This window comes from Streptomyces sp. NBC_01446 (assembly GCF_026340095.1).
GTDB lineage: Bacteria > Actinomycetota > Actinomycetes > Streptomycetales > Streptomycetaceae > Streptomyces > Streptomyces aureus.
In genome coordinates this window covers 446230-466643 of the sequence record NZ_JAPEPO010000003.1, presented here as the reverse complement: position 1 = coordinate 466643, position 20414 = coordinate 446230, and the positions used below count along the sequence as shown (strand labels likewise).

At 67.9% G+C, this 20414-nt stretch carries 18 protein-coding genes and 4 pseudogenes; 13 read left to right on the top strand and 9 right to left on the bottom strand.

Translation table 11 applies throughout. The features are described from left to right. The first annotated feature begins 40 nt into the window (after window positions 1–40). The 3 genes and pseudogenes from OG456_RS46535 to OG456_RS46525 form a co-directional block, all read left to right on the top strand. Window positions 41–676: an NADPH-dependent F420 reductase gene (locus tag OG456_RS46535; protein ID WP_266571161.1), complete on the top strand. Its 636-nt coding sequence runs from the start codon at window positions 41–43 to the stop codon at window positions 674–676. A gap of 97 nt (window positions 677–773) precedes the next feature. Further along, the gene (locus tag OG456_RS46530) at window positions 774–1709 is read left to right on the top strand and encodes an SDR family oxidoreductase (protein ID WP_266571160.1); all 936 of its coding nucleotides are present in this window, start codon (window positions 774–776) and stop codon (window positions 1707–1709) included. 649 nt (window positions 1710–2358) lie between these two features. Continuing rightward, a pseudogene (locus tag OG456_RS46525) lies at window positions 2359–2517 on the top strand (RNA-guided endonuclease TnpB family protein); the annotation flags it as partial. Between the two features lie 21 nt (window positions 2518–2538). Here OG456_RS46525 and OG456_RS46520 read toward each other — a convergent pair. Next, the gene (locus OG456_RS46520; RefSeq protein WP_266568176.1) at window positions 2539–3765 is read right to left on the bottom strand and encodes an IS110 family transposase; all 1227 of its coding nucleotides are present in this window, start codon (window positions 3763–3765) and stop codon (window positions 2539–2541) included. Window positions 3766–4350: 585 nt separating this feature from the next. On the opposite strand from OG456_RS46520, the pseudogene OG456_RS46515 reads away from it, so the two are divergent. Next, window positions 4351–4560, top strand: a pseudogene (locus tag OG456_RS46515) (zinc ribbon domain-containing protein); the annotation flags it as partial. Between the two features lie 163 nt (window positions 4561–4723). On the opposite strand, the gene OG456_RS46510 reads toward OG456_RS46515, so the two are convergent. Then, the gene (locus OG456_RS46510; RefSeq protein WP_266571159.1) at window positions 4724–5413 is read right to left on the bottom strand and encodes a hypothetical protein; all 690 of its coding nucleotides are present in this window, start codon (window positions 5411–5413) and stop codon (window positions 4724–4726) included. Window positions 5414–5992: 579 nt separating this feature from the next. Here OG456_RS46510 and OG456_RS46505 point away from each other — a divergent pair. Next, on the top strand, window positions 5993–7663 hold the full coding sequence (locus OG456_RS46505; RefSeq protein ID WP_266571776.1) for an SWIM zinc finger domain-containing protein: 1671 nt from the start codon (window positions 5993–5995) through the stop codon (window positions 7661–7663). 65 nt (window positions 7664–7728) lie between these two features. Here the strand turns inward: OG456_RS46505 and OG456_RS46500 are convergent. Beyond that, a pseudogene (locus OG456_RS46500) lies at window positions 7729–7869 on the bottom strand (AraC family transcriptional regulator); the annotation flags it as partial. 259 nt (window positions 7870–8128) lie between these two features. Here OG456_RS46500 and OG456_RS46495 point away from each other — a divergent pair. Then, window positions 8129–8695, top strand: coding sequence for a hypothetical protein (locus OG456_RS46495; protein ID WP_266571158.1), 567 nt, complete (start codon window positions 8129–8131; stop codon window positions 8693–8695). A 141-nt stretch (window positions 8696–8836) separates the two neighbouring features. On the opposite strand, the pseudogene OG456_RS46490 reads toward OG456_RS46495, so the two are convergent. After that, window positions 8837–9243: pseudogene (locus OG456_RS46490) on the bottom strand (transposase). 26 nt (window positions 9244–9269) lie between these two features. After that, complete coding sequence (locus OG456_RS46485; protein ID WP_266571775.1) at window positions 9270–9458, bottom strand: winged helix-turn-helix domain-containing protein; 189 nt, start codon at window positions 9456–9458, stop codon at window positions 9270–9272. A gap of 533 nt (window positions 9459–9991) precedes the next feature. Here OG456_RS46485 and OG456_RS46480 point away from each other — a divergent pair. The 3 genes from OG456_RS46480 (at window position 9992) to OG456_RS46470 (ending at window position 11881) form a co-directional block, all read left to right on the top strand. Beyond that, complete coding sequence (locus tag OG456_RS46480) at window positions 9992–10741, top strand: SDR family oxidoreductase (protein ID WP_266571157.1); 750 nt, start codon at window positions 9992–9994, stop codon at window positions 10739–10741. Window positions 10742–10963: 222 nt separating this feature from the next. Continuing rightward, window positions 10964–11362, top strand: coding sequence for a nuclear transport factor 2 family protein (locus OG456_RS46475; RefSeq protein ID WP_266571156.1), 399 nt, complete (start codon window positions 10964–10966; stop codon window positions 11360–11362). Between the two features lie 177 nt (window positions 11363–11539). Next, window positions 11540–11881, top strand: a complete 342-nt coding sequence (locus tag OG456_RS46470) for a putative quinol monooxygenase (RefSeq protein WP_266571155.1) — start codon at window positions 11540–11542, stop codon at window positions 11879–11881. A 79-nt stretch (window positions 11882–11960) separates the two neighbouring features. Here the strand turns inward: OG456_RS46470 and OG456_RS46465 are convergent, their stop codons facing one another. Next, a complete protein-coding gene (locus OG456_RS46465) occupies window positions 11961–12281 on the bottom strand; it encodes a glyoxalase superfamily protein (protein WP_266571154.1) in 321 nt (106 codons plus the stop codon). Between the two features lie 132 nt (window positions 12282–12413). Here OG456_RS46465 and OG456_RS46460 point away from each other — a divergent pair, with 132 nt between their 5' ends. Next, window positions 12414–13001: a TetR/AcrR family transcriptional regulator gene (locus tag OG456_RS46460; RefSeq protein WP_266571153.1), complete on the top strand. Its 588-nt coding sequence runs from the start codon at window positions 12414–12416 to the stop codon at window positions 12999–13001. 231 nt (window positions 13002–13232) lie between these two features. On the opposite strand, the gene OG456_RS46455 is transcribed toward OG456_RS46460, so the two are convergent. The 3 genes from OG456_RS46455 to OG456_RS46445 form a co-directional block, all read right to left on the bottom strand. Next, window positions 13233–15326 (bottom strand): SpoIIE family protein phosphatase, encoded by a 2094-nt coding sequence (locus tag OG456_RS46455; RefSeq protein ID WP_266571152.1) that lies wholly within the window; start codon window positions 15324–15326, stop codon window positions 13233–13235. A 413-nt stretch (window positions 15327–15739) separates the two neighbouring features. Beyond that, on the bottom strand, window positions 15740–16135 hold the full coding sequence (locus OG456_RS46450; protein ID WP_266571774.1) for a DUF2267 domain-containing protein: 396 nt from the start codon (window positions 16133–16135) through the stop codon (window positions 15740–15742). An 89-nt stretch (window positions 16136–16224) separates the two neighbouring features. Further along, window positions 16225–16656, bottom strand: a complete 432-nt coding sequence (locus tag OG456_RS46445) for an Hsp20/alpha crystallin family protein (RefSeq protein ID WP_266571151.1) — start codon at window positions 16654–16656, stop codon at window positions 16225–16227. A 129-nt stretch (window positions 16657–16785) separates the two neighbouring features. Between OG456_RS46445 and OG456_RS46440 the strand changes: the two genes are divergently transcribed. From OG456_RS46440 to OG456_RS46425, 3 genes are all read left to right on the top strand, one after another. Then, a complete protein-coding gene (locus tag OG456_RS46440) occupies window positions 16786–17436 on the top strand; it encodes a type III effector protein (protein WP_266571150.1) in 651 nt (216 codons plus the stop codon). Window positions 17437–18023: 587 nt separating this feature from the next. Then, window positions 18024–18452, top strand: coding sequence for an ASCH domain-containing protein (locus OG456_RS46430; RefSeq protein ID WP_266571149.1), 429 nt, complete (start codon window positions 18024–18026; stop codon window positions 18450–18452). An 83-nt stretch (window positions 18453–18535) separates the two neighbouring features. Next, window positions 18536–20227, top strand: a complete 1692-nt coding sequence (locus tag OG456_RS46425) for an ISAzo13 family transposase (RefSeq protein ID WP_266571148.1) — start codon at window positions 18536–18538, stop codon at window positions 20225–20227. Window positions 20228–20414 lie beyond the last annotated feature (187 nt).

Below are 20414 nucleotides of genomic sequence, written 5' to 3'. Positions count from 1 at the left end.
GGCATGGCTTCCAATCCAGCTCCAGAAAGCAGGCACAGCAATGAGCAGCATCAGCATTATCGGCCTGGGGAACATGGCCAGCGCCCTGGCCGACCGGGCACTCGCCGGCGGCAACGCCGTCGAGATCATCGGCCGCGACCCGGCCAAGGCCAAGGAATTGGCCGCGGCGCTCGGCGGCGCCACTGTCGGGACGGCCGGCGCCGCCCCGGCCGGGGACATCGTTATCCTCGCCGTGCCGTACGCCAGCGCGGCGGCGGTGGTGAGCGAGTACGGGGACGACGCACTACAGGGCAAGGTCATCATCGACATCACCAACCCCGTGTCCCCCGATTTCCAGGGCTTTGTCACCCCCGACGGCAGTTCCGGCGCGCAGGAGATCGCCAAGGCCGCCCCCGCCGGCGCGCATGTCGTCAAGGCGTTCAACACCCTGTTCTCCCATGTTCTGGCGGCCGGCCCAGCCGAGGGTCGCCTATTGGACGTGTTCATCGCCGGCGACGACGCGCAGGCAAAGACACGCGTGTCGGCGTTCATCGAGAGCCTGGGACTGCGCCCGATGGACACCGGGCAGCTGGCAATGGCGCGGTCACTGGAGAACGTCGCCTTGTTGCAGCTGGGCCTCGTCGCCCACTCCGTCAAGCACACCAACTTCTTCCTCGGCGTCAGCATTCTCAGCTGAGCGCACCCGCACCACCGCTTCTCGTGCCCCATCACGTCAGTCGATCTACGGCACGAGGAGAACAGCCCCTCCACTTACTCTCACAAGGAGCAGTAGCATGCGCGTTTTCGTCACTGGCGGGACCGGCCATTCCGGTTCGTACATCATCCCCGAGCTCATCGCCGCCGGACATGAGGTCACCGGCCTGGCCCGGTCGGACACGGCCGCGGCGGCAGTGTCCGCGCTCGGCGCGAAGGTGCGTCGCGGCGACCTCGAGGATCTCGACGGGCTCAAGGACGCGGCCGCGGACTCCGACGGCGTCATCCACGTCGCGCACAGGCAAGACCTGCTTCCCTCCGGCGGGATCGACGCCGTGGCTGCCGCGGAGCTCCCGATCATGCTCGCGTACGGCGAGGCACTGGCGGGAACCGGAAAGCCGCTGGTCGCGGCGGGGAGCATAGGCTCGCCAGGGAACCTGGGCCGGCCGGCCACCGAGGAGGACCCGGCCCTTCCCGGCGGCGATGAGTACAAGGGCACCCTGCGGGTTCGTAACGTCGTGGAAACCGCCGTAGTCGGCCTCGCTGAGCGGGGAGTGCGGTCTTCGGTCGTGCGGATTGCCAACATCGCGCACAGCACGACCGATCGTGCCGGCTTCCTCGTGCAGCTGATCGCGCTCGCGAAGGAGAAGGGTTTCGTCGGCTACCCCGGAGACGGCGCGAACCTGTGGAACGCCGTGCACGTCCGCGATGTCGCCTCCTTGTTCCGCTTGGCGCTGGAGAAGGGGCCGGCTGGCAAATACTGGCACGCGGTTGGGGACGGGGCCATCCCGCTCCGCGAGATCGCCGAGGCCATTGGCAGCCGTCTGGGCCTGCCCGCCTTGAGCGTTCCCGCGGACGTACTGATGGTGCCGGGATACTTTGGGTTCCTCGCGAACATCGTCACGCAGAACTACCCGGCGTCCAACCTCATCACCCGCCGGACCCTCGGCTGGGAACCCGCTCAGCCCAGCCTGCTCGCCGATTTGGACAACGGCCATTACTTCTCCGCCAGTTGATGATCCCGGACGTGAAATCGACGCTCGGATGATCAACGCGTGGATCGAGACGGCGCCGCACCGCATTGACCACGGCGTCCGGGATCTGCGCTCGGTCCGGTGGTGCCGATGGACCGCGTGTGCACCCTGGGCCCCGCCATCTCGACTGCTGGCGGCCTCGACACGACAGTGCGGCGTGACGTCGTCGGTGTGGAGTTCACTGCGGACGGTCTTGTGTCCCGTGCCGCGCGTGAGGTCAGCCTGCGAGCAGACCAGCTGATTCATGACATGGAGCGGTCCCTGCAGCGTGGAGTTCCTCAGGTGTGGGAAGCGCTGACATCGCTCGCATGACGGCGGAGAACGTCACCGAGCACGTTCTCGCGGCCTTGGCCGGCTGGCGCACGGCATCGAGCCAGGCCGGATCGAACTGCCGGCCGCCGACCCGGTCCGTGCGCGTCGGCTTGCCCGGCACGGGACGCCCGTCAGCGTGATGCTGCGAGCCTTCCGGCTCGGGCAGGGTGTCATCCTCGAGCGGCTACTCGAAGAGATGGCCCAGTTGACGGACGATGCCGAGCTGATCAGCGCAGCCGCGCGCAAGCTGATCGCGACGATGGCCGGATACGTCGACCGCTTGTCGGAGCAGGGCGTCGCGGCGTATCAGGAGGAGCGGGACCTGCGATTGCAGTGGCGGTTGTCGGCTCCCGCGCCGAAGCCCGACCCCGGGATGCCGGGCGGCTTCCTGCCCAACGGGGCCGGCGCGAAGACCGGACTCAACCGCTCGATTGCCGATGCCGGATGGGGGGTGTTCCTGACGATCCTGGCCGCCAAGACACCTCACGGAGCTAAGTCGTCAAGCAGCTTCGAGAAGTTGTGTGGGGAAGGCGAGGTTCTCGTCGAACAGGATGTGCTTCTGGAGGCAGTGGTAGAGCTGGCCGATCATCTTGTTGAAGAGGTTTCTCTGAGCGGCGGCGTGCCAGTCCCCGGCCTCGCGGCGGCGGTCGTAGTGGGCCTTTGCGCCCGGTGAGTGGGTCAGTGAGGCGAAGGCCCACAGGTAGCCGGCGTGGTTGAGCCGGTCGTTCTTCACCCAGCGTCTGGTGATGCTGGACTTCTTGCCGGACGCCCTGGTGATGGGGGACGCACCGGCGTAGGCCTTCATACCGCGGGCAGTGGCGAAGCGGGCGTGGTCGTCCCCGATCTCAGCGAGGATCCGGGCGCCGAGCTGGGTGCCGAGCCCGGGGAGGCTCAGGATGATCTCGGCGTCCGGATGCTGAGGGAAAACCTCTTCAACCGCCTCGGCGAGCTGGTCGGCGGCCGTGCAGGCGGCTTCGAGCTGCCGCAGCAGAGCGAGCATCTGCTTGCCGAGCGCGTCCTCGACCAGTGGCGGCTGGTGCGCGTATTCGGCCCGCAGGACCTCGCGGATGCGCTCGGCGTCGGCATCGATCCGGCGCTGGCGGCCGGCGCGCTTGAGCGCCGAGCGCAGTTGCGCGAGCGACAGCCGGGCCGCCCGCGAGGGCGTGGGGGCGAGCTCCAGCAGGACGCGGGTCTCGGGGCGGCAGAGACCGTTCTGCCAGTGCAGGTAGGCGTCGAGGGCGGCGGGGAAGTACTCGCGCAGGAGCGAGCGGAGCTGGTTGGCGAGCTGCTGCCGGTTCCAAACGGCATCCTGCTGGGCGCGGGCGAGGACGGCGATGGCGCGGGCGAGATCGCTGTCCTGGGGCAACGGCCGGTGGGCGTGCATATCGGTGCGGAGGATGTTCGCCAGGACGAGGGCGTCGCCGGGGTCGGACTTCTTCCGTGTGACCGCGTGGCGGTCGCGGTAGCGTGCGGCGGCCATCGGGTTGATGGCGTAGACCTGGCGCTTCCCGGTGCGCAGGACCGCGACGAGCAGGCCGCGGGAGGTCTCGATGGCGACCGGGATCGGGTTGTCCTCGGTGTCGCCGTGCTCGGCGAGCAGATCCAGCAGGATCTTGTAGCCGGTCGCGTCGTCGGTGATGTGGCGCTTGGCCAGGAGCGTGCCGTCGTCGTCGACCAGGGCGACGTCGTGTGTCTTCTCGGCCCAGTCGATGCCGCAGTAGATCAACTTTCCCTCCTCGAAGTGTGGGTGTTTGCGCTGGTCACGAGCGCATGCGGGGCCACGCAGCGACCTAATTCCAGGCCTCGATCAAGGAACGGGCCGACACCTCACAAGCCGTTCGTGGCACCAGCTCACCGCACAGGCCCCGGTCTGTTCCCAGAGCTCAGACGGCTCGGGGAATGCAAGAGATCACCGTGCGACGGGCTCGCACCACCAACTCCAACGAGTGATCAAGCAAACGGTGTTGACGCCGCTGGCGGCAGTGAAGGCGCCGAACACCGCCGATCTTGGCGGAGACATCATGGCCGGGCTGAAAGAAGGCGTGTGTCCGGAGCCCACACAACCGCCAGCAGCGTCAGTGCTGGGTGGGTGGCGGCCACGAGAGCACCGAATGGCGCCGCTCTCTGGGAAGGCATCTTGGCCGTGACGTTGAGAGGTATCCACCGGCACTCACGAGACCACCACCCGCCAGCTGGGTTGCGCAGCCGTGCTCGTCGCAGACCTTCGGCCCGGCGGAGTGCAGGCGTCACAACCCGTTCGAACCACCTCACCGACCGGCGAGGGCCGGTGAGCTCGTTACACGGGAATTAGGCTGAAAGCGCCGGACGGGAAGTGATCGCCGTGGACCCCCGCAACACCTCCCGCCAATGCCCCGAATGCGGGCACACCAGCGCGGAGAACCGGCCCACACAGGCAAAGTTCCACTGCGTCTCGTGCGGCCACACCGCGCACGCCGACACCGTGGGCGCCACCAACGTTCTACGGGCCGGGCTGGTCCGTCGCAAAGCCCCACCGGCGTAGCGAGAAACCACCTCATTCATGAGGGGGAGGAGTCACAGCTGTGCGATGCGGTGGGCCGCCTGGCGGAACGGGCTGGCGCACCGACACGGGCCGCGCTGCGTCCGCATGGCCGGATACTTCGTTTGGCTGCTCGCCGAGAGTCTTCTTCGGGTGTCCTCGGCGGCTACGAGCTGACCGCGTCGGCCTTCTTGCGCTTGCTGCTGTCCTGCTCGGGCTGGGACGGCACGGTAGCCGGGGTCTTTTCCGGTGCGGCGTGCACGGCAGCTGAGGTGTAGAGGACCGAGGCGCCCTGCTTCGTCCGGTGGGCCTGGCTCTTGGCGACAAGATTCTCGAGCGTGGTGCGCACGACGGTCGTCTTGATATTGCGCTGGGGGTGGGCCTCAGCCAGCGCCGTGGTGACCTCCGCCGCGGAACGGGGTTCCTTCTGCTGGTCGAGGTGGGTGCGGATGAGCGCGATCAGCGTGGGCTGCGCCGATGCCGTTACCGCCTTCGGCTCCGCGCCCTGGGTCTTGTCCTTCTTGGCCTGCGGAGTGGTCTTCTTCGCGCTGGGGGCCTTGACTCCTGCAGTCTTGGACGGGGCGCGGCGGGTCGTGGTGTTCTTGCCGGATGCCTGCTGGGGGAGGGACGTTGAAGGCTCCGGGGTTGCCGGCGCGGATGCCGGTCGGTTGCCGAGCGTCTTCTGGATGCTGTGCAGCACGCTCTGGTCGTCCTGCAGGATGCGCAACTGTGTCTGCAGGGCGGAGAGCTCCGCGCCGATACGTTCCTGCTCTTTGGTGTTGAGCTCGAGGTCCTGTGCGACCTGAGTGGCGTACTGAGATGTCACGCTGGTGATGGTGGCGGGGTTGTCAGTCATGGTGTTTGCCTCTCTTCAATTCGGCAGCAATGGTGCATCACCGTGAGTGCGACCGAGGTAGGTGCGTCCGCGTGTTCGTGTACTTCCGCGGCGAATGGTGGTGTGGCGACGTAGCGATAGTACGCGTGGGTGATGGCTCATGGTCTCATCGAGTGGTGGTCAACCCTGCATTCAGGGTTGAAGCTTTGTGCAGGGCGGCCCTTTGGGGGTTGGGGCTGCTGCGGGGGAACCTCACTCTTCGGCGGTCTGCCGCTGTTGTTTGCCTGCCCGCACCAGCGCGGTGGCACGGGCGCGGAACTCGGCGGGGGAGGCGCGGGGCATGTCTCGCAGCCTTTCGTGAAAGGCCGTCAGTTAGCCACCACAACTGGAATCTGAAAGGTGGGGCCGTCAGGACAGGGCCCGCCGCCTCGGTGTGAAACCGCCCGCGCGACCGAGCCAACTCCCGCCGCTGTGCGGGCCGGGGAAAACACGGCAGACGTCGTCGCCGTCGAGGCCCGTCGGGCCGACAAGAATGCATCCGGGATTGACCTCGACGTGATCTTGCGAGAGCGGTTGAATATCTGTGTGGCACGGAACGCGGTGGGATTCGGCGAGGACGAGTTGCGGACCTTGGCCGGGGCTCAGTCCTTCGAGCGGGGCGTGGGGTATCTGGATGCGGTCAGCGGCCTGGAGGTGGGTGACGGTTCGGTCATCGCCAGGGTGCACGGTACCGACGTCTATGAGGTGGAGCTCACCTTCGGTGAGGGCACCGGGACCGGGGTCCTGGGGTGGTGTGACTGTCCCTACGGGCAAGAGGGCAACTTCTGCAAGCACTGCGTGGCGGTGGGATTGACCGTGCTGCGGCAGGCGGCGATTCCACGTCAGCGGGCCGCCGCCCGGGCGCGGGTCTTGGGCCTGGAGGCGTGGCTCACGGAACTGTCTCGCGACGAGCTTGTGGCGTTGGTGCGGGAGCAGGTCGCCGGGGATCGGGAGCTGCGCAGGCGGCTGGAGCTGCGGGCTGCGGCCGCGCACTTTGATCTGGATACGCTCCGGGAGCGGGTCCTGGCGCTGGTCGACCCGCGGCCGTTCGAGCGGTTCGGGTATGTGGAGTATTCGGACGCCCGTGGGTACGCACGACAGGTCGAGGAGGCGGCGCACGCGCTGCGCGCCCTGACCGTCGGGGGGCAGGCGGCGCAGGCAGCCGGATTGGCTGAGGAGACGATCCGGATGCTCAGCGAGGCGTATGGGGAGATCGACGACTCCGACGGCGTGGTCGGGCAGGCCGCCCATGCGGTGGTTGATGCCCACAAGCAGGCGTGCCGGAAAGCGCGCGCCGACCCGGAGCGGCTGGCCGAGTGGCTGGTCGGTCATGTGCTCGGGGACGGGAACGACGTGACGGACCTGGATCCGCTCGACTATGCCGATGTGCTGGGCCCGGCCGGACTGGCCAGCATGCGGCTGCTGGCGGCTGAGGCGCTCCGGCGCAGCCCGCGCGGCTGGGCGGAGCAGTACCTGATGGAGCGCCTGGTCAAGGCGGAGGGCGACGTGGATGCGCTGATCGCCCTGTATGCAAAGGACTTGCTCCCCTCCGGTGCCACGCATCTGCGCATCGCCGAAGAACTCGACGCGGCGGGCCGCGAAAGCGAGGCGCTTGCCTGGGCGGAGCGCGGGCTGCGAGACACCTCGACTGAGGCGCATGTCGACGGCCGCCTGGTCGATTACGTGTGCGCCCGATACGCGCGGGCGGACCGGACGGCCGAGGCGGTCTCGGTCCGACGGGACCGGTTGCGGGCGGAGCGCTCCCTGACTGCCTACCAGCAGCTGCGCACCGCTGCTGGGGCCGTGGGAGACTGGGAGAGTGAGCGTGAGGCGGCGCTCGCGGTCCTGCGGGAGGACGCCCGCCAGGGGCGCGACAGCCGCTTCGGCGGGTCTGTGCTGATGGACGCGCTGCTGGATGACAGAGATCTGGACGCCGCCTGGCGGGAGGCGTCCGGTGGCGCCGACGACCGGCAGTGGCAGCAGCTCGCCGACCTCTCGCGCACGACGCGGCCGGCCGACGCGCTTGCGGTGTACCTGCGGATGGTTGAACAGTTGAAGGAGCCGACCGGGGACCGTGTTTATGAGCGCATGGCTCTGCTGCTGCGGGGCGCCCGTGACTGTCACCGAGCGCTGGACACCCTGGGTGAGTTCACCGCGTACGTCTGTGCACTGCGGGCGGAACTGAAGCGCAGGCGCAAGCTGATGACCATTCTCGACCGGCACGAGCTGTGACTCAGCCCGTGCACAGGGCGCTGTCCTCGGCCGCGCCTGGCGTCTGCTGAGGAGCCCGGGTGCCGTCACGGGTGGGTCGTGGCGCCGCGGGCCGCGAAGGCGGCCGGGGTGAGACCGGTGCGGTCGCGGAAGAAGCGGCCGAAGTTCGCGGGGTGGGTGCGGACCGAACAGCCGAGCAACTCGGCGAATTCCGCGGCCCGGTGCAGTCGTCCCTTCGCTGGTTCATCTCTTCGGCATGTACGAGCGTGGGCGCCTGGACACAGGCGGGTGAGCAAAAGGTCTCTGCCACTGATGGTGAGGCTCCGGTCGCGGAGTGAGCCGTGCGATGTATTTACTGAGACGGTGCGGAGCCCCGCCGGCTCACACGGCAGCCCGGCACGGGCCACGGTCCGCACGGTTTCGCCCGAACACACCCGAAGGTTGTCGACCCCGCGCAGCTGGACTTCGTGAAGGGATGAGCGGCCTATGACAGGAGTCAGCGGTCCGGCCCGGCACTTGCGTTGGTTTTTGGCCGGGGCTGCCGCGGGCGCTGCCGGGACCACGGTCCTGGACGCGGTCGGGTACCTGGACATGGTCATCCGCGGCCGGGGAGCGAGTACGACACCCGAGGTCACCGTGGAGCGGCTGTCGGAGACCCTGCACGTTCGGATCCCGGGCGACGACAACGTACGGGAGAACCGCGTCAAAGGTCTGGGCCCCCTGACCGGTATGGCAGCGGGTGTGGGCATGGGTGGCCTGCTCGGCCTCGCTCTGTCCTGTGGTTGGCGGCCGGGCAACGCGGTCCTGACCGCCACGGCGACTGCGGGGGCGCTGATCGGGACCAATGGCCCGATGACCGTGCTGCGCGTGACCGACCCGCGCACGTGGTCTCGTTCCGACTGGGTCGCCGACATCGTTCCGCACGTGGCCTACGCGCTGGTGACCGTTGCTGTCGTCAGGGGCCTGGAACCTTGCCCACCCGATCACAGCGGCGGGATCCGCGCGAGAGTACGGGAGCGCGGCGCCACGCTCCGGCAAACGTTGTGTGCCTGACCGACGAGTACTCGGGAGGCGGCCGGGGGGGAGCGTCGAACCGTCCCCGTTCCACCGGCCCCGGGCCGGCTGGGTGAGGGGCCCAAAAGGGTTCCCTACAACGGAATTGCTGAGGTTGAACTCGTGGTGTCGTGCTGCTGATCAGGCGGGTCGGATGGTCAGGCCGGTCTCGGTGAGGCAGCCGTCTATGAGGTGCCTGCGATATTGGATGTGTCGTAGGCCGAGTCGGATGCGCTGGTCGAGGTGTTCGGGAGTGCTGAAGGCAACGTTGGAGAGCCAGGCGCGCCGCAGGAGGGACCAGATGCTTCGACCGGGTTGAGGTCGGGTGCGTAGGGCGGTAGGTAGTAGATGGTCAGCCAGTTCCGGGCTTCGACGAACTCCCGCAGGCCGGCGGCTTTGTGGACGTTGAGGTTGTCCCGGACCAGTACGAGCGGGCCGCCGAGCTGCTGGTGGGCGGCGATGGATATCCGTCTGCGGGAACGTCCGCGGACCCGCACCACTGGAGTGCGGCCTCTGTGCGACCAGGTTCTCGCCGGCGGCGGCGTCATGGAGAATCCGGCTTCGTCCTCGAAGATCAGCCAGGCCCCACGGGCAGCCGCGAGCCTTCCGCGCAGGGCCACACCTCCTTGACCCACCCGACGAGAGGATCATCGTTGCGTTCCATGGCTCGTCGGGCCGGAACCTGGCAGGACCAGCCGTGACGGACCAAGAGCTTGCGCACGCCCTGGATCGTGTAGGTCAGGTGGAAGCGTCGGCCGATCACCGTCTTCACACGGCTCGGGGTCCAGCGTTAGTCCTCCCAGCGTGCGCGGCCGGCCCCTTGACCAGCTCCGCTTCCAGCTGCGTGAACTGCTTCTCGCTGAGTCTCGGCAGCGATGCCGGTCCCTGTGACCGCAGAGCACGTGGACCGCCCTCGTTCCACGTCTGCCGCCACCGCACCCGCACCTGCCGACTGGAGGGGGCAGCTCAGGCCCGAACGCACAGGCTGCCGAGCTGGCACGCGGCGCGCACCCTGTCCGCTAGGCCCTCAGTAGCGGCCAATCACTTTCCCTGGCTCAAACGCGTCGCACGTGGAGATCGCAAGGTACCCGGGGCGCACCTCACCCCCATTTTTGACCAACCGGTCCGCAACGCTATATTGGACCGGTCGGACCATAACGCCGCCACCCCGTCCACCGGCCCCGGGTGACTTGCGCAGCGGCGCCGACAAGAGGGAAGACCACACCCGGATGCCGGCCCGGTGATGAATCACCGGGCTTCCGTTCGACGATCCCAACGAGCCACCAGGAGAAGACCATGGGGCAGCTTGACGGCAAGACCGCGCTGGTCACCGGCGGAACCACCGGGATCGGTCTGGCCACCGCTCGGCGCTTCGCCGCCGAGGGCGCTCACGTGTTCATCACGGGCCGCCGGCAGGAAGTCCTCGATGCCGCAGTGGCCGAGATCGGCGCGAACGCCACGGGCGTCCGTAGCGATGTCGCCAACCTCGCCGACCTCGACCGGCTCTACGTAGCCGTCACCGAGCAGGGCCGCAGCATCGACGTGCTGTTCGCCAACGCCGGCGGCGGCGAGTTCTCCACTCTGGAGCAGGTCACCGAGCAGCACTTCGACTCCATCTTCGACATCAACGTCAAGGGGATGCTGTTCACCGTCCAAAAGGCGCTCCCGCTGCTGAACGACGGCGCCTCGGTGATCCTCACCGGCTCGACAGCCGCCACCACGGGGGCCGAGGCATTCGGTGTCTACGCCGCTTCCAAAGCCGCCGTTCGCTCCTTCGTCCGCACGTGGGCTAACGAGCTGAAGGACCGTGCGATCAGGGTGAACACCCTCGTACCCGGCCCCATCGACACCCCCGGGATTGCCGGCCTGGCTCCCGACCCGGAGCAGGCAGCGCAGCTCCATAGCTCTCTTGCAAGCCAGGTGCCCCTCGGCCGCATGGGGCGGCCGGACGAGGCCGCCTCGGCAGCCCTCTTTCTGGCCTCCGACCAGAGCAGCTTCATCACCGGCACCGAACTGTTCGTCGACGGCGGCCTCAACCAGGTCTGAACCCGGAGGCCGGTCCTCGAACGGCCGCTGCAAAAAAGCGGCCGACGTCCCGACGAAACCCTCCGCACCCTCAGCAGAGCGCCCGCCCCACGCAGGCCCCGCCAGGTTCGTCCCAGGCAGGCGCCGTGCGCCCCCAACCAGCTTCTTGACTCAATGGCCCATATCGGCCCGCCCCCTGAACAACAACCGTTTCTGGTACCTCATGGTGAAAGGTGTTTGATCATGGCTACGCGTGACGTCGTGGAGCAGTTCCTCGGCCTGCTTGCGGCCGGTGACCCGGACAGGGTCGCCGAAATTTTCGCAGACGACATCGACTGGTACGTCCCCGGCTCGGCAGCGCTGCCCTGGACGGGGCAGCGTTCCAAGCGCAGCGAGGTGGCCGACTACCTGCGCACACTGAGATCCAACATCGTGCCCGACAAGAACGTCGACGAGGTCGAAGCGCTCCTCATCGACGGCGACCACGCGATCCTGCTCGGTCGCTTCACCCGGGTCGCGAAGAGCACCGGCCGGACCTTCGCTATGCCCATCGCCATGCACCTGCAGGTGGCCGGCGATGAAATCGTCACGATGCACCTCTACGAGGACACTCTCAAGGTCTCCGAGGCGTTCGCCGAGTAACCCAGCAACCAGCCCGGTCGCGCGAGGACTCCCAGGGGCCCCCGGCCCACGGATGCGCCCGGGGGAAACAAAGCCGAGGGATGCCCTTGTTGCTGCTCGCGTACACCGGAAGCGTCAACGATCCCGACAAAGCGGCAGATCTCTTCGCAACACCCACCTTCAGAAAGGTGGAATCACATGTCGCAGCCCAGCATTGTTGTCGCCGCTCTCTATGAAATCCACCCCGATGATCGTGAAGAATTCCGCACGCACGCCCGAAACGACATCGGGCACACTCGCGCCAAGGACGGCTGCATCTGGTACGACGTGGCGGAGAGCGTCGTCGAGCCGAACGTCTTTCGTCTCACCGAAGGCTGGGAGAGCCGCCAGCACCTCGACGCGCACATTGCCAGCGAAGCCTTTCAGGCGACCATCGCGGCAGTATCCAAGCTCCACATCGTGCGCAGGGTGGCAACGATCTACAACGTCGTCGGCAGCGAGTCCGCTGACGTCGAGGGCATGGAAGATGTTTCCTCCTGATAGGCCGGCCGCCGGCGGCTCCTTGCACAGATGCGGCCTTCTCAGGGATGGAATCTGCTGGCTCGCGCCGACCTGCCGCTCAGCGACAACCTGTAGGGACGGAGCGTGTCAGTGCGGCGCACGGGAGGCCGCCTACTGCGCCGATGCGGATGTTGCCGTTCGGTTCGGTGACCTGCATCGGCGGCCCGCCGGGCGCGTCCGGGTCGTTCCGGCTCGCATCGGGCGCGTTCGGACGGGCGAGCAGCTCCTTGTGCAGCGCGGACACGTCGCGAACTGGGAACCAGGCCACGCCATGCGGGCTGCCGTCGCCGTGGTGCTCGGACAGATGCAGGACGGCTGCCGAGCGGGAGACTTGGACGTACAGCAGCAACCCGGGCCTGAAGCGGTGCTCCCAGTCCAAGGTGAATCCCGGGTATTCGAGGTAGAGGCAACACCTGGGCGACGGGCGTGACGCGCAGCACCGGCACAGACGGGCTGATGGCCGGTACGGAGTTATGGACCGGAGGGTCAAGAATCAGGTAGTATGGCTGCCATGGGACGCCCTCGAAACTTCGACGAGAACCAGGTTCTGGAGTCCGTACGCGAGGAGTTCTGGAACCGAGGCTATGCGGCCACGTCGCTGCAGGACCTGATGGGTGCCACGGGGCTGGGCAAGGGAAGTCTGTACGGGGCGTTCGGTGACAAGCGCCAGCTCTTCCTGCAGGTGCTGGACAGCTACCGTGACGAGCAACTGAACAGCGTACGGTCGATCCTCACCGGGCCGGGCACGGCCATGGAACGCCTGACCTGCCTCCTCGAGGGCGCGGCCGAGGAGTTTGCAGAATCCCCGCAGCGGCGCGGCTGCCTCTTGGTCAACAGCACTTCAGAACTGCACAGCCAGGAGCCCGACGTTGTCTCGCGGGCCAGAACGACATATCAGGCCGTCGAAGACCTCCTGATTGCCTGCGTCGAGGAGGCACAGGGCGAAGGAGCCCTGTCCCCGGACGCCGACCCGCAGGAGCTCGGACGAGTGTTGCTCGCGGTGATGCAGGGCATCGAGTTCCTCGCCAAGACCAACATGGACGAGTCGGCCATGCTCCAGATCGGCCGCGCCGCCCTCGCCCAGTTGCCCCGCCCTTAAGACTCCTTCGCGTGCACCTTTGGCTAACGGTTCCGGGCCCGACCCTGGCGGCATGAGAGGCGGGGCCGTCCCGCCTTCCTGCATGCCATGTCGGCATCAATTGCAGGTGTTTGGTCGCAGTTGCCCAATTGGAGTGAGTAACGGTCCGGTTGCCTGGCGACGCGTCGCCGGATCACGTGGGCGCGGATCAGGCGAACAGGGGGCGGCGTCGAGAAGGGGACGTGCTCATAGTTACCCGTCGTTTGCGGTGATCGGCTGGGCCCGTGCGATCAGGAGGGCGACGTCGTCGTGCTCGTCGGGGTCGCGCAGCGCGTTCAGGAGCCACTGGCAGGTGGATTCGAGCGGTGGGTGCTCGCTTTCGAGGATCTTGAGGAGGGTGTTGAGGCGTTCGTCGATGGAGTGGTGGCGGGTCTCGACGAGCCCGTCGGTGTAGAGGAGGAGCCGGTCGCCGGGATTCAGGTCAAAGGTCACGGTGCGGAAGAGGTCCTCGCCGACGCCGAGGGGGACGCCGGCGGGCAGTTCGAGCAGCTTTGGGCGGCTCCTACTGCAGATGAGGGCGGGAGGCAGATGTCCGGCGTTGGCAATGCGGCACTGGTGCAGGTGTGGGTCGTAGACCAGGTAGAGGCAGGTGGCGATGTACGGCTCGAGCCCTTGTGTGATCGTGTCGAGATGCCGGAGCACTTCGTCGGGGGCGAGATCCAGGTTGGCGTAGGCGCACGTGGCGGTGCGCAGACGCCCCATAGCCGCGGCGGCGTCGATGCCGTGGCCCATCACGTCGCCGACCACGAGCGCGGTCCGGTCGCCGGCCAGCGGGATGACGTCGTACCAGTCGCCTCCCACCTCGCTGGATGCCTGAGCCGGCTGGTAGCAGGAGGCAACCGCCAAGCCGGTCAGCGGGGGAGGGGGGCCGGGCAGGAGGCTGCGCTGAAGGCTCTCAGCGGAGTTGCGCACGCTCTCGTGCCAGCGGGCGTTGTCGATGGCCACCGCCGCCCGAGCGGCCAGTTCCCCGGCGAGGACCACGTCGTCCTCGTCGAAGGGCAGCGGGTTGCGTGCGCGCAGCAGGTCGAGTGCGCCCAGGACCTGGTTGCGGGCGCTCAGGGGGACCGCGAGATAGGAGTGGACACCGGCCCGGACCAGCGCGGCCGCGGCCTCAGGGGCGTGCGCAATACGCAGAAGATCGTCTGTGCTGGTGTGGGACACGACGACGGGCTGTCCGGTGTGGACGCATTGAGTGATCAGCCGGTTGGCGCCGTACGAAGCGGTGTGCCCGACCTCGTACGCAGCCGAGGCGGCCTCGGTGGGGTAGGCGGAGGCGACGGCGAGTGTGCGGAACATCTCGGTGCCCTCGACGGGACCGCCGGTGCGGCGGAAGGCCAGAACTGAGTCGAGCAGGTCCACCGCCGCGACGTCGGCCAGCTCGGGAACGGCGACCTGGGCAAGCTCGTGTGCAGTCCGCTCCACCTCCAGGGTGGTTCCCACGCGCACGGAGGCATCAGCGATCACGGCCAGGCGGCGCCGGGCACGTTCGGTCTCGGCCGCAGCGCGATGGCGCTCGGTGACGTCGACGACGGAGTTCGCCACCCCGATCACCCGCCCGCCGGGCCCGTCGATGCGGTAGTACGACACGGACCACGCATGATCATTGTCCGGGTCGGCGACGGTCCGGCCGATGAGTTGCCGGTCGATCAACGGAGTGCCGGTGATCAGTACGCGGCGCAGTGCGGACTCGATGGAGTCGACGTCCAGAAGCGTGAGAATGTCCCGCGGCCGGCGGCCGATGTGGTCCACGGCGGGGACGCCGTTGATGCGCTCGAGGGCAGGGTTGACCAGAAGGTAGCGCAGGTCGGCGTCCAGGAGAGCGATCCCGAGGGGGGACTGGGACACGAGATGGTCCGACAGAGCCAGCTCGTTCTCCACCTGCTGCAGCTTGGCCTGATCGGCAGCGATCCCCAGGGCGTAGACGTCGCCGCGGTCGTCCAGCAGCCGCATGTTGCGGAACTCCACCAACCGGACACTGCCGTCCTTGTGCCGGATCGGGAAGGCCCCGGCCCAGCTCGTCCCGGTGGCCATCACCTCGGAGAACAGCTTCACCACCAGGTCACGGTGTTCCTGCTGGATCAGGAGCTTGGCCGCATACCGGCCCAGCGCCTCCTGGGCCGTGTAGCCGAACACCTCACTTGCTTGGGGGCTCCAGAACACGATCCGCCCGCTGTCGTCCAGTACGACCGCAGACACACTGAGCAGGTCGAGGAGCTCACCGGGAGGCAGCGCGGTCGGTGCCTGGTGTGGCGGTCCGTCGCCAGTGAGCGGTTCGCCTGAGCTCATCTCGCCAGCACCCTCTCCGGTGGCCCGAGAGCTGCCGCATCCATGGTCCCGCCTATTCGGATGGCCGACGACCGGGAGGACGGCGCTCCCGGCCGGGGCCGCGCGGGCACCGCGGTGTCAGCCGGTTGCCCGGCCTGTGCGTCCGTTTCTCGTGTTCCCATTGTGGACGATGGATTCAGAGCCCCGTCGTCCTCCACTCGCCCCTTGTCGGGCGGGGCTCGCTGGCGTATCGGCAGCGAGCCGGTTCTCCGTTCTTCTCCGCAAGTGGGCCTTGGTGGCCGGCGGGGCTGTGTCCCGCGGTCGACGCGATGACCTGGAAGCGGTGTCGCCAGTCAGGGAGAGCCGTGGGAGATCCGCTCCGGCCTGCGGGTGAGGTGCCCGGCGGGGTGTGCGGGCACCGGGTGCGTGGTTGCTCAGGTGGGCTGGGGGCGGCCGAAGAGCAGGTCGTAGCCGGCTGGAAGCTGGAGCAGGATCTGGCCCATCAGTTCATCGCCCGCCGCGTCGGCGACCGTGCTGAGGACGGCGCTGACGTCCCAGGTGGCGGTCTGTTCGGTGGCTCCCTCGATCCAGGCTGCCGTTGCTCGCACGAACCGCTCCGGTGTCAGTGGCTCGGCGCTTTGCAGCGGGTTGAGTAGGATCAATGCAAAGTCTTCCGGCAGGTGGGCCGCCAGCCGGGCGCGTACCTCGCCGACCAGGTGTGCGCCCAGCAGGGCGAGCACCACGCGCGACGCGCGTTCTGCTTCCTGCCCGCTGTCGTACTCGCCGCGTTCCTTGACACGGTCAAGGAAGGCTTCCCATCGCAGAGTCACGTCGGCCGCCACCCTTCATGAGTCCGGGGGCGGAGGACGGTGGAGGGGGAGGCCCGTCCTCCGCCGCTGGTCGGCCCCGGCTGACCGGCTCAGCCGGAGATCTCCCTGCGGTCGGTTCCCTCGCCGATGGCGATCTTGCGGGGCTTGGCGCGTTCGGTGATCGGGATGCGCAGGGTGAGCACTCCGGCGTCGTAGTCGGCCTTGATGTGCTCGGTGTCCAGTGTGTCGGCGAGCACGATCTGGCGGGAGAAGACGCCCAGCGGCCGTTCCGACAGTTCCATCTGCACGTTGTCGGACTTAGCCGCGGGCCGGCGTTCGGCCCTGACGGTCAGCATGTTGCGTTCTACGTCGATATCGATCGCTTCCGCACTGACGCCGGGGAGGTCGAAGGCCACCACGTACTCGTCGCCGTCGCGGTAGGCGTCCATCGCCATCGCGGCCGGCTGCGACCAGGTGCCTTTGCCTATCAGCTGCTGAGCCAGCCGGTCGAGTTCACGGAAGGGGTCGGTGCGCATCAACATCGTGAAACACCTCCACAAGGTTCGGGCAGTACCTGCCAATGCGCCTCACTAAACCGTTGTAACATGTCATCCAGTGGATGACAAGCACGGTGTCGTCGAAACGATGACAGCACAGAAGGAGAGGTGCCCATGGCAATAGCCGACCAGCCGGCCTCCCCCACGGCGGACGCCCAAAGCCCGGCCTCGTTCCTCGCCGCCGCGACGGCTCTGGAAACCATCAGCAACGCCCTGCGCGCCGCCCAGGACGAAGCCTTTTGTGCGCCCGCCGCCAGGGGCGATGACCCGGAGCAGGCCCTGGCCTCCCTTCTGCTGCTGCGACAGGTTCGTGAGGAGCTCGCCGGGTGGGAAACCGGAATGATCGAAACGGCCCGCCGTGCAGGCGCCAGCTGGGCCGACCTCGCCGGCCCCCTGGGTGTCGCCAGCCGCCAGGCTGCCGAGCGCCGCTACCTGCGCAACCGGCCCGGCCCTGCTGGAACCACCGGCGAACAGCGCGTCCAGGCCACCCGCGAGCGCCGGGCCGCCGACCGCACCATGGCTACCTGGGCCCGCTACAACGCCGCCGACCTGCGCCGCATAGCCGGCCAGATCACCGCTCTGACTGACCTTCCTGGCGCCGCCGGTCTTGCGCTCGGTCAGCTCGACGCGGCCCTCGCCCTGGACGACCCCGCTGCCCTCGTCCACCCTCTCAAGGCCACCCGCCCCCACCTGGCAGCCGCCCACCCCGACCTCGTCGCCCGACTCGACATCCTCACGAACTCCAGCACCCCAGTCGCCGACTAGAGCCTGGCCCAACTGGAGGCTGCCTACTGGCAGGTGCGCCGTCAGAACGTCGCCCGGCACCTGCTGCAGGGTCTGCACCGTAAAGGCCGCGGGACCCGGGTCGAGTTCGCCCCTCTGAACCAGTCCCAAGCCCGCATCAGCGCATGGTGTCCTTCCGCACCTTGAACGGGCGGCGCTGGGATCGGATGGCCGACGCCTGGGCGGCCGACAATGACGATCCTGGGCGAGGCGTGGTTCGGCGGCATCACCACCGACCTCGGGTCCGATTTCGGCGCCTACGAGTACGTCACGAACATCGGTCGTCGTCTGCCCCGGCGACATGGCCGTCGGCTCCGTCTACGACGTTTCCCTCGACGCCGTGCGCGCCGCCCTCGACACCAAGATCGTCGGCCAGCTCCGGAGAGTTCGCCCGAGAGCAGGCCGCGGCTGAAAGGGCTCTCCAGCCTCAGCGAGGTGTACAGGCTGCAGGCGAGGGTGGTGAGGGCGGGGGAGCGGGCGCTTGGTTCGCGCAGGGCGCGGCTGCGGGCGGCTCAATTCCGAACAGGGCGAGGGCAGCGTGCGGGAGTTGGAAGCGCAAGATCACCAGGGTGGCGATCAATCGATCGGTGAACATCAGCTCGTGCTTTGGTCCGGCGCCTCCTGAGCGTCCGGCATGCCGGGAAGAAGATCTCCGGCGAGGGATCGATCGTGCTGATGTCGACTACGTGTATGAGGGGGAGCCTCTGCCGGAAGTCGGGCGCCGTTCGGTGGTCATTGACTCGGATGACCGTCCGGTCGCGGTCATCGAAATGACCGGGATACGCGTCGTCCCGCTGGCGCAGGTGGATCTCGCCCATGTGCTGGACGAGGGGGAAGGGGACACGAGCGTGGCGCAGTGGCGGGCGGGGCACGAGCGGTTCTGGCACAGCGAGGAGTTGCGTGGGGCGTTGAAGGACCCTGAGTTCACTGTGGATGACGCGACGCAGACGGTTCTGGAACGCTTCCGCCTCATCACCCACCTTCGCCCCGCTGAGTAACCATCCGTCTATCGCTCACCACGTCGTAAGGGCCCGTAAAGAATCAACTCGTTGCTTCGTGGTCTCCCTGTCGTTGGTGGGGTATGCGCATACCGAGCGAGGTTCGTGACCAACTTGCCCTGAGATTCGGAGTGTTGTTCCCTCATCTGAATGAGCGACAGCAGCGGCTGGCGCTGGCCGCCGAGGCCCGGCTGCTGGGGCACGGCGGGGTCCGGGCCGTCGCGCGTGCCGCAGCGGTGAGCGAGACGACGGTGCGGAAGGGTGTCTTCGAGTTGGAGGGCGGTGAGGACCCACTGCCTGATGGCCGGGTCCGCCGGGACGGCGGCGGTCGCAAGAGCGCCGAGGAGCTGGACCCGCTCCTCGTTCCGGCGTTGCTGGCGCTGGTCGAGCCGGATGAGCGGGGCGATCCGATGTCGCCGCTGCGGTGGACGACCAAGTCGCTGCGGTCTCTGGCCGGGGAGCTGACGCGGCAGGGCCATGCCGCCTCGGTGCCGACTGTGGGCAGGCTGCTGCGGGAGAACGGTTTTAGTCTGCAGGCCAATGCTAAGACGCTTGAGGGCGCTCAACACCCCGACCGGGACGCGCAGTTCCGGTACATCAACAACCAGGTCAAGGACCACCAGGCGGACGGCGAGCCGGTGGTCAGTGTGGACACGAAAAAGAAGGAAGTCGTCGGGGAGTTCAAGAATGCGGGACGTCAATGGCGGCCGGCCGGTGAACCCGTGCGGGTTGACGTCCATGACTTCCCCGGTGATGCACTGGGCAAGGCCCTGCCCTACGGGATCTACGACCTGGCGGCGAACACCGGCTGGGTGAACGTCGGTACGGATCACGACACCGCAGCCTTCGCGGTCGAATCGATCCGCCGTTGGTGGAACGGGCAAGGACGCCTCGACTACCCGCAGGCCAGACGTCTGCTGATCACTGCCGATGCCGGCGGCTCCAACGGCTACCGCACCCGGGCCTTCAAGACCGAGTTGGCTGCGTTCGCCGCCCGGACCGGCCTGGCCGTCACGGTCTGCCACATGCCGCCGGGCACATCGAAGTGGAACAAGGTCGAGCATCGGCTGTTCTCCGCGATCACCATGAACTGGCGCGGCAGACCGCTGAACAGTCATGAGGTTGTTGTGAAGTCCATCGCCGCGACCACCACCCGCACCGGTCTCACCGTCCACGCCGAACTCGACACCGGCGCCTATCCCACCGGTGTGAAGGTCAGCGATGCCGAGCTGAACGCGGTGCCGGTCACCGGACATGCCTTCCACGGCGAATGGAACTACACCGTGCACCCCCACCCTGCCGGCCCGGCAGGCCCCACCGGACCAGCACCCGGGCCGACGGCGGTCTTCGACCGCGGTGCTCTGTCACATCCCGCGCTGACCGGCATGACCAGCATCGCACTGACCGAGCTGACCGAGACCCTGACCGCCGACTGGCAGACGCTGCAGAAACAGGACGCCGTCACCCGACGCGACGGCCGCGAGCGACGCCGGGCCCCGGGCGGCGGCCGCAAAGCCAAACTCGACCTGGCCGACCGGGTCCTGGTCACCGTGCTGCAACAAAACCTCGCCCTGCCGCCTACCGTGCTGGCCCACCTCTTCGCCGTCAGCAAGGACACCATCCGACACGCCACCAGCGAGATCCGGCGACTGATGGACCAGCACGCACACACACCCCGGCCCCCAGCAGCACACCTCAACACCCTGGCGGGACTCCTCGTTCACGCCGCCGCACACGGCGCGACCCTCACGACAGAGACCAAACCAGCAAGTTGATTCTTTACGGGCCCTAAGCAGCGTCTGAAGGATCTCCTTCAGGCTGCCGCACAGCAGACGGTGTTGACCGCGGTCAACACCGAAGGCCAGCTGTCCCGTCTCAAATGATCTGGTTCGAAGCCGCGGCTGTGACCTGGGGCGACCAGAACGGTTGAGACACCCTGGTGGCCGAAAATCTCAGTTGATC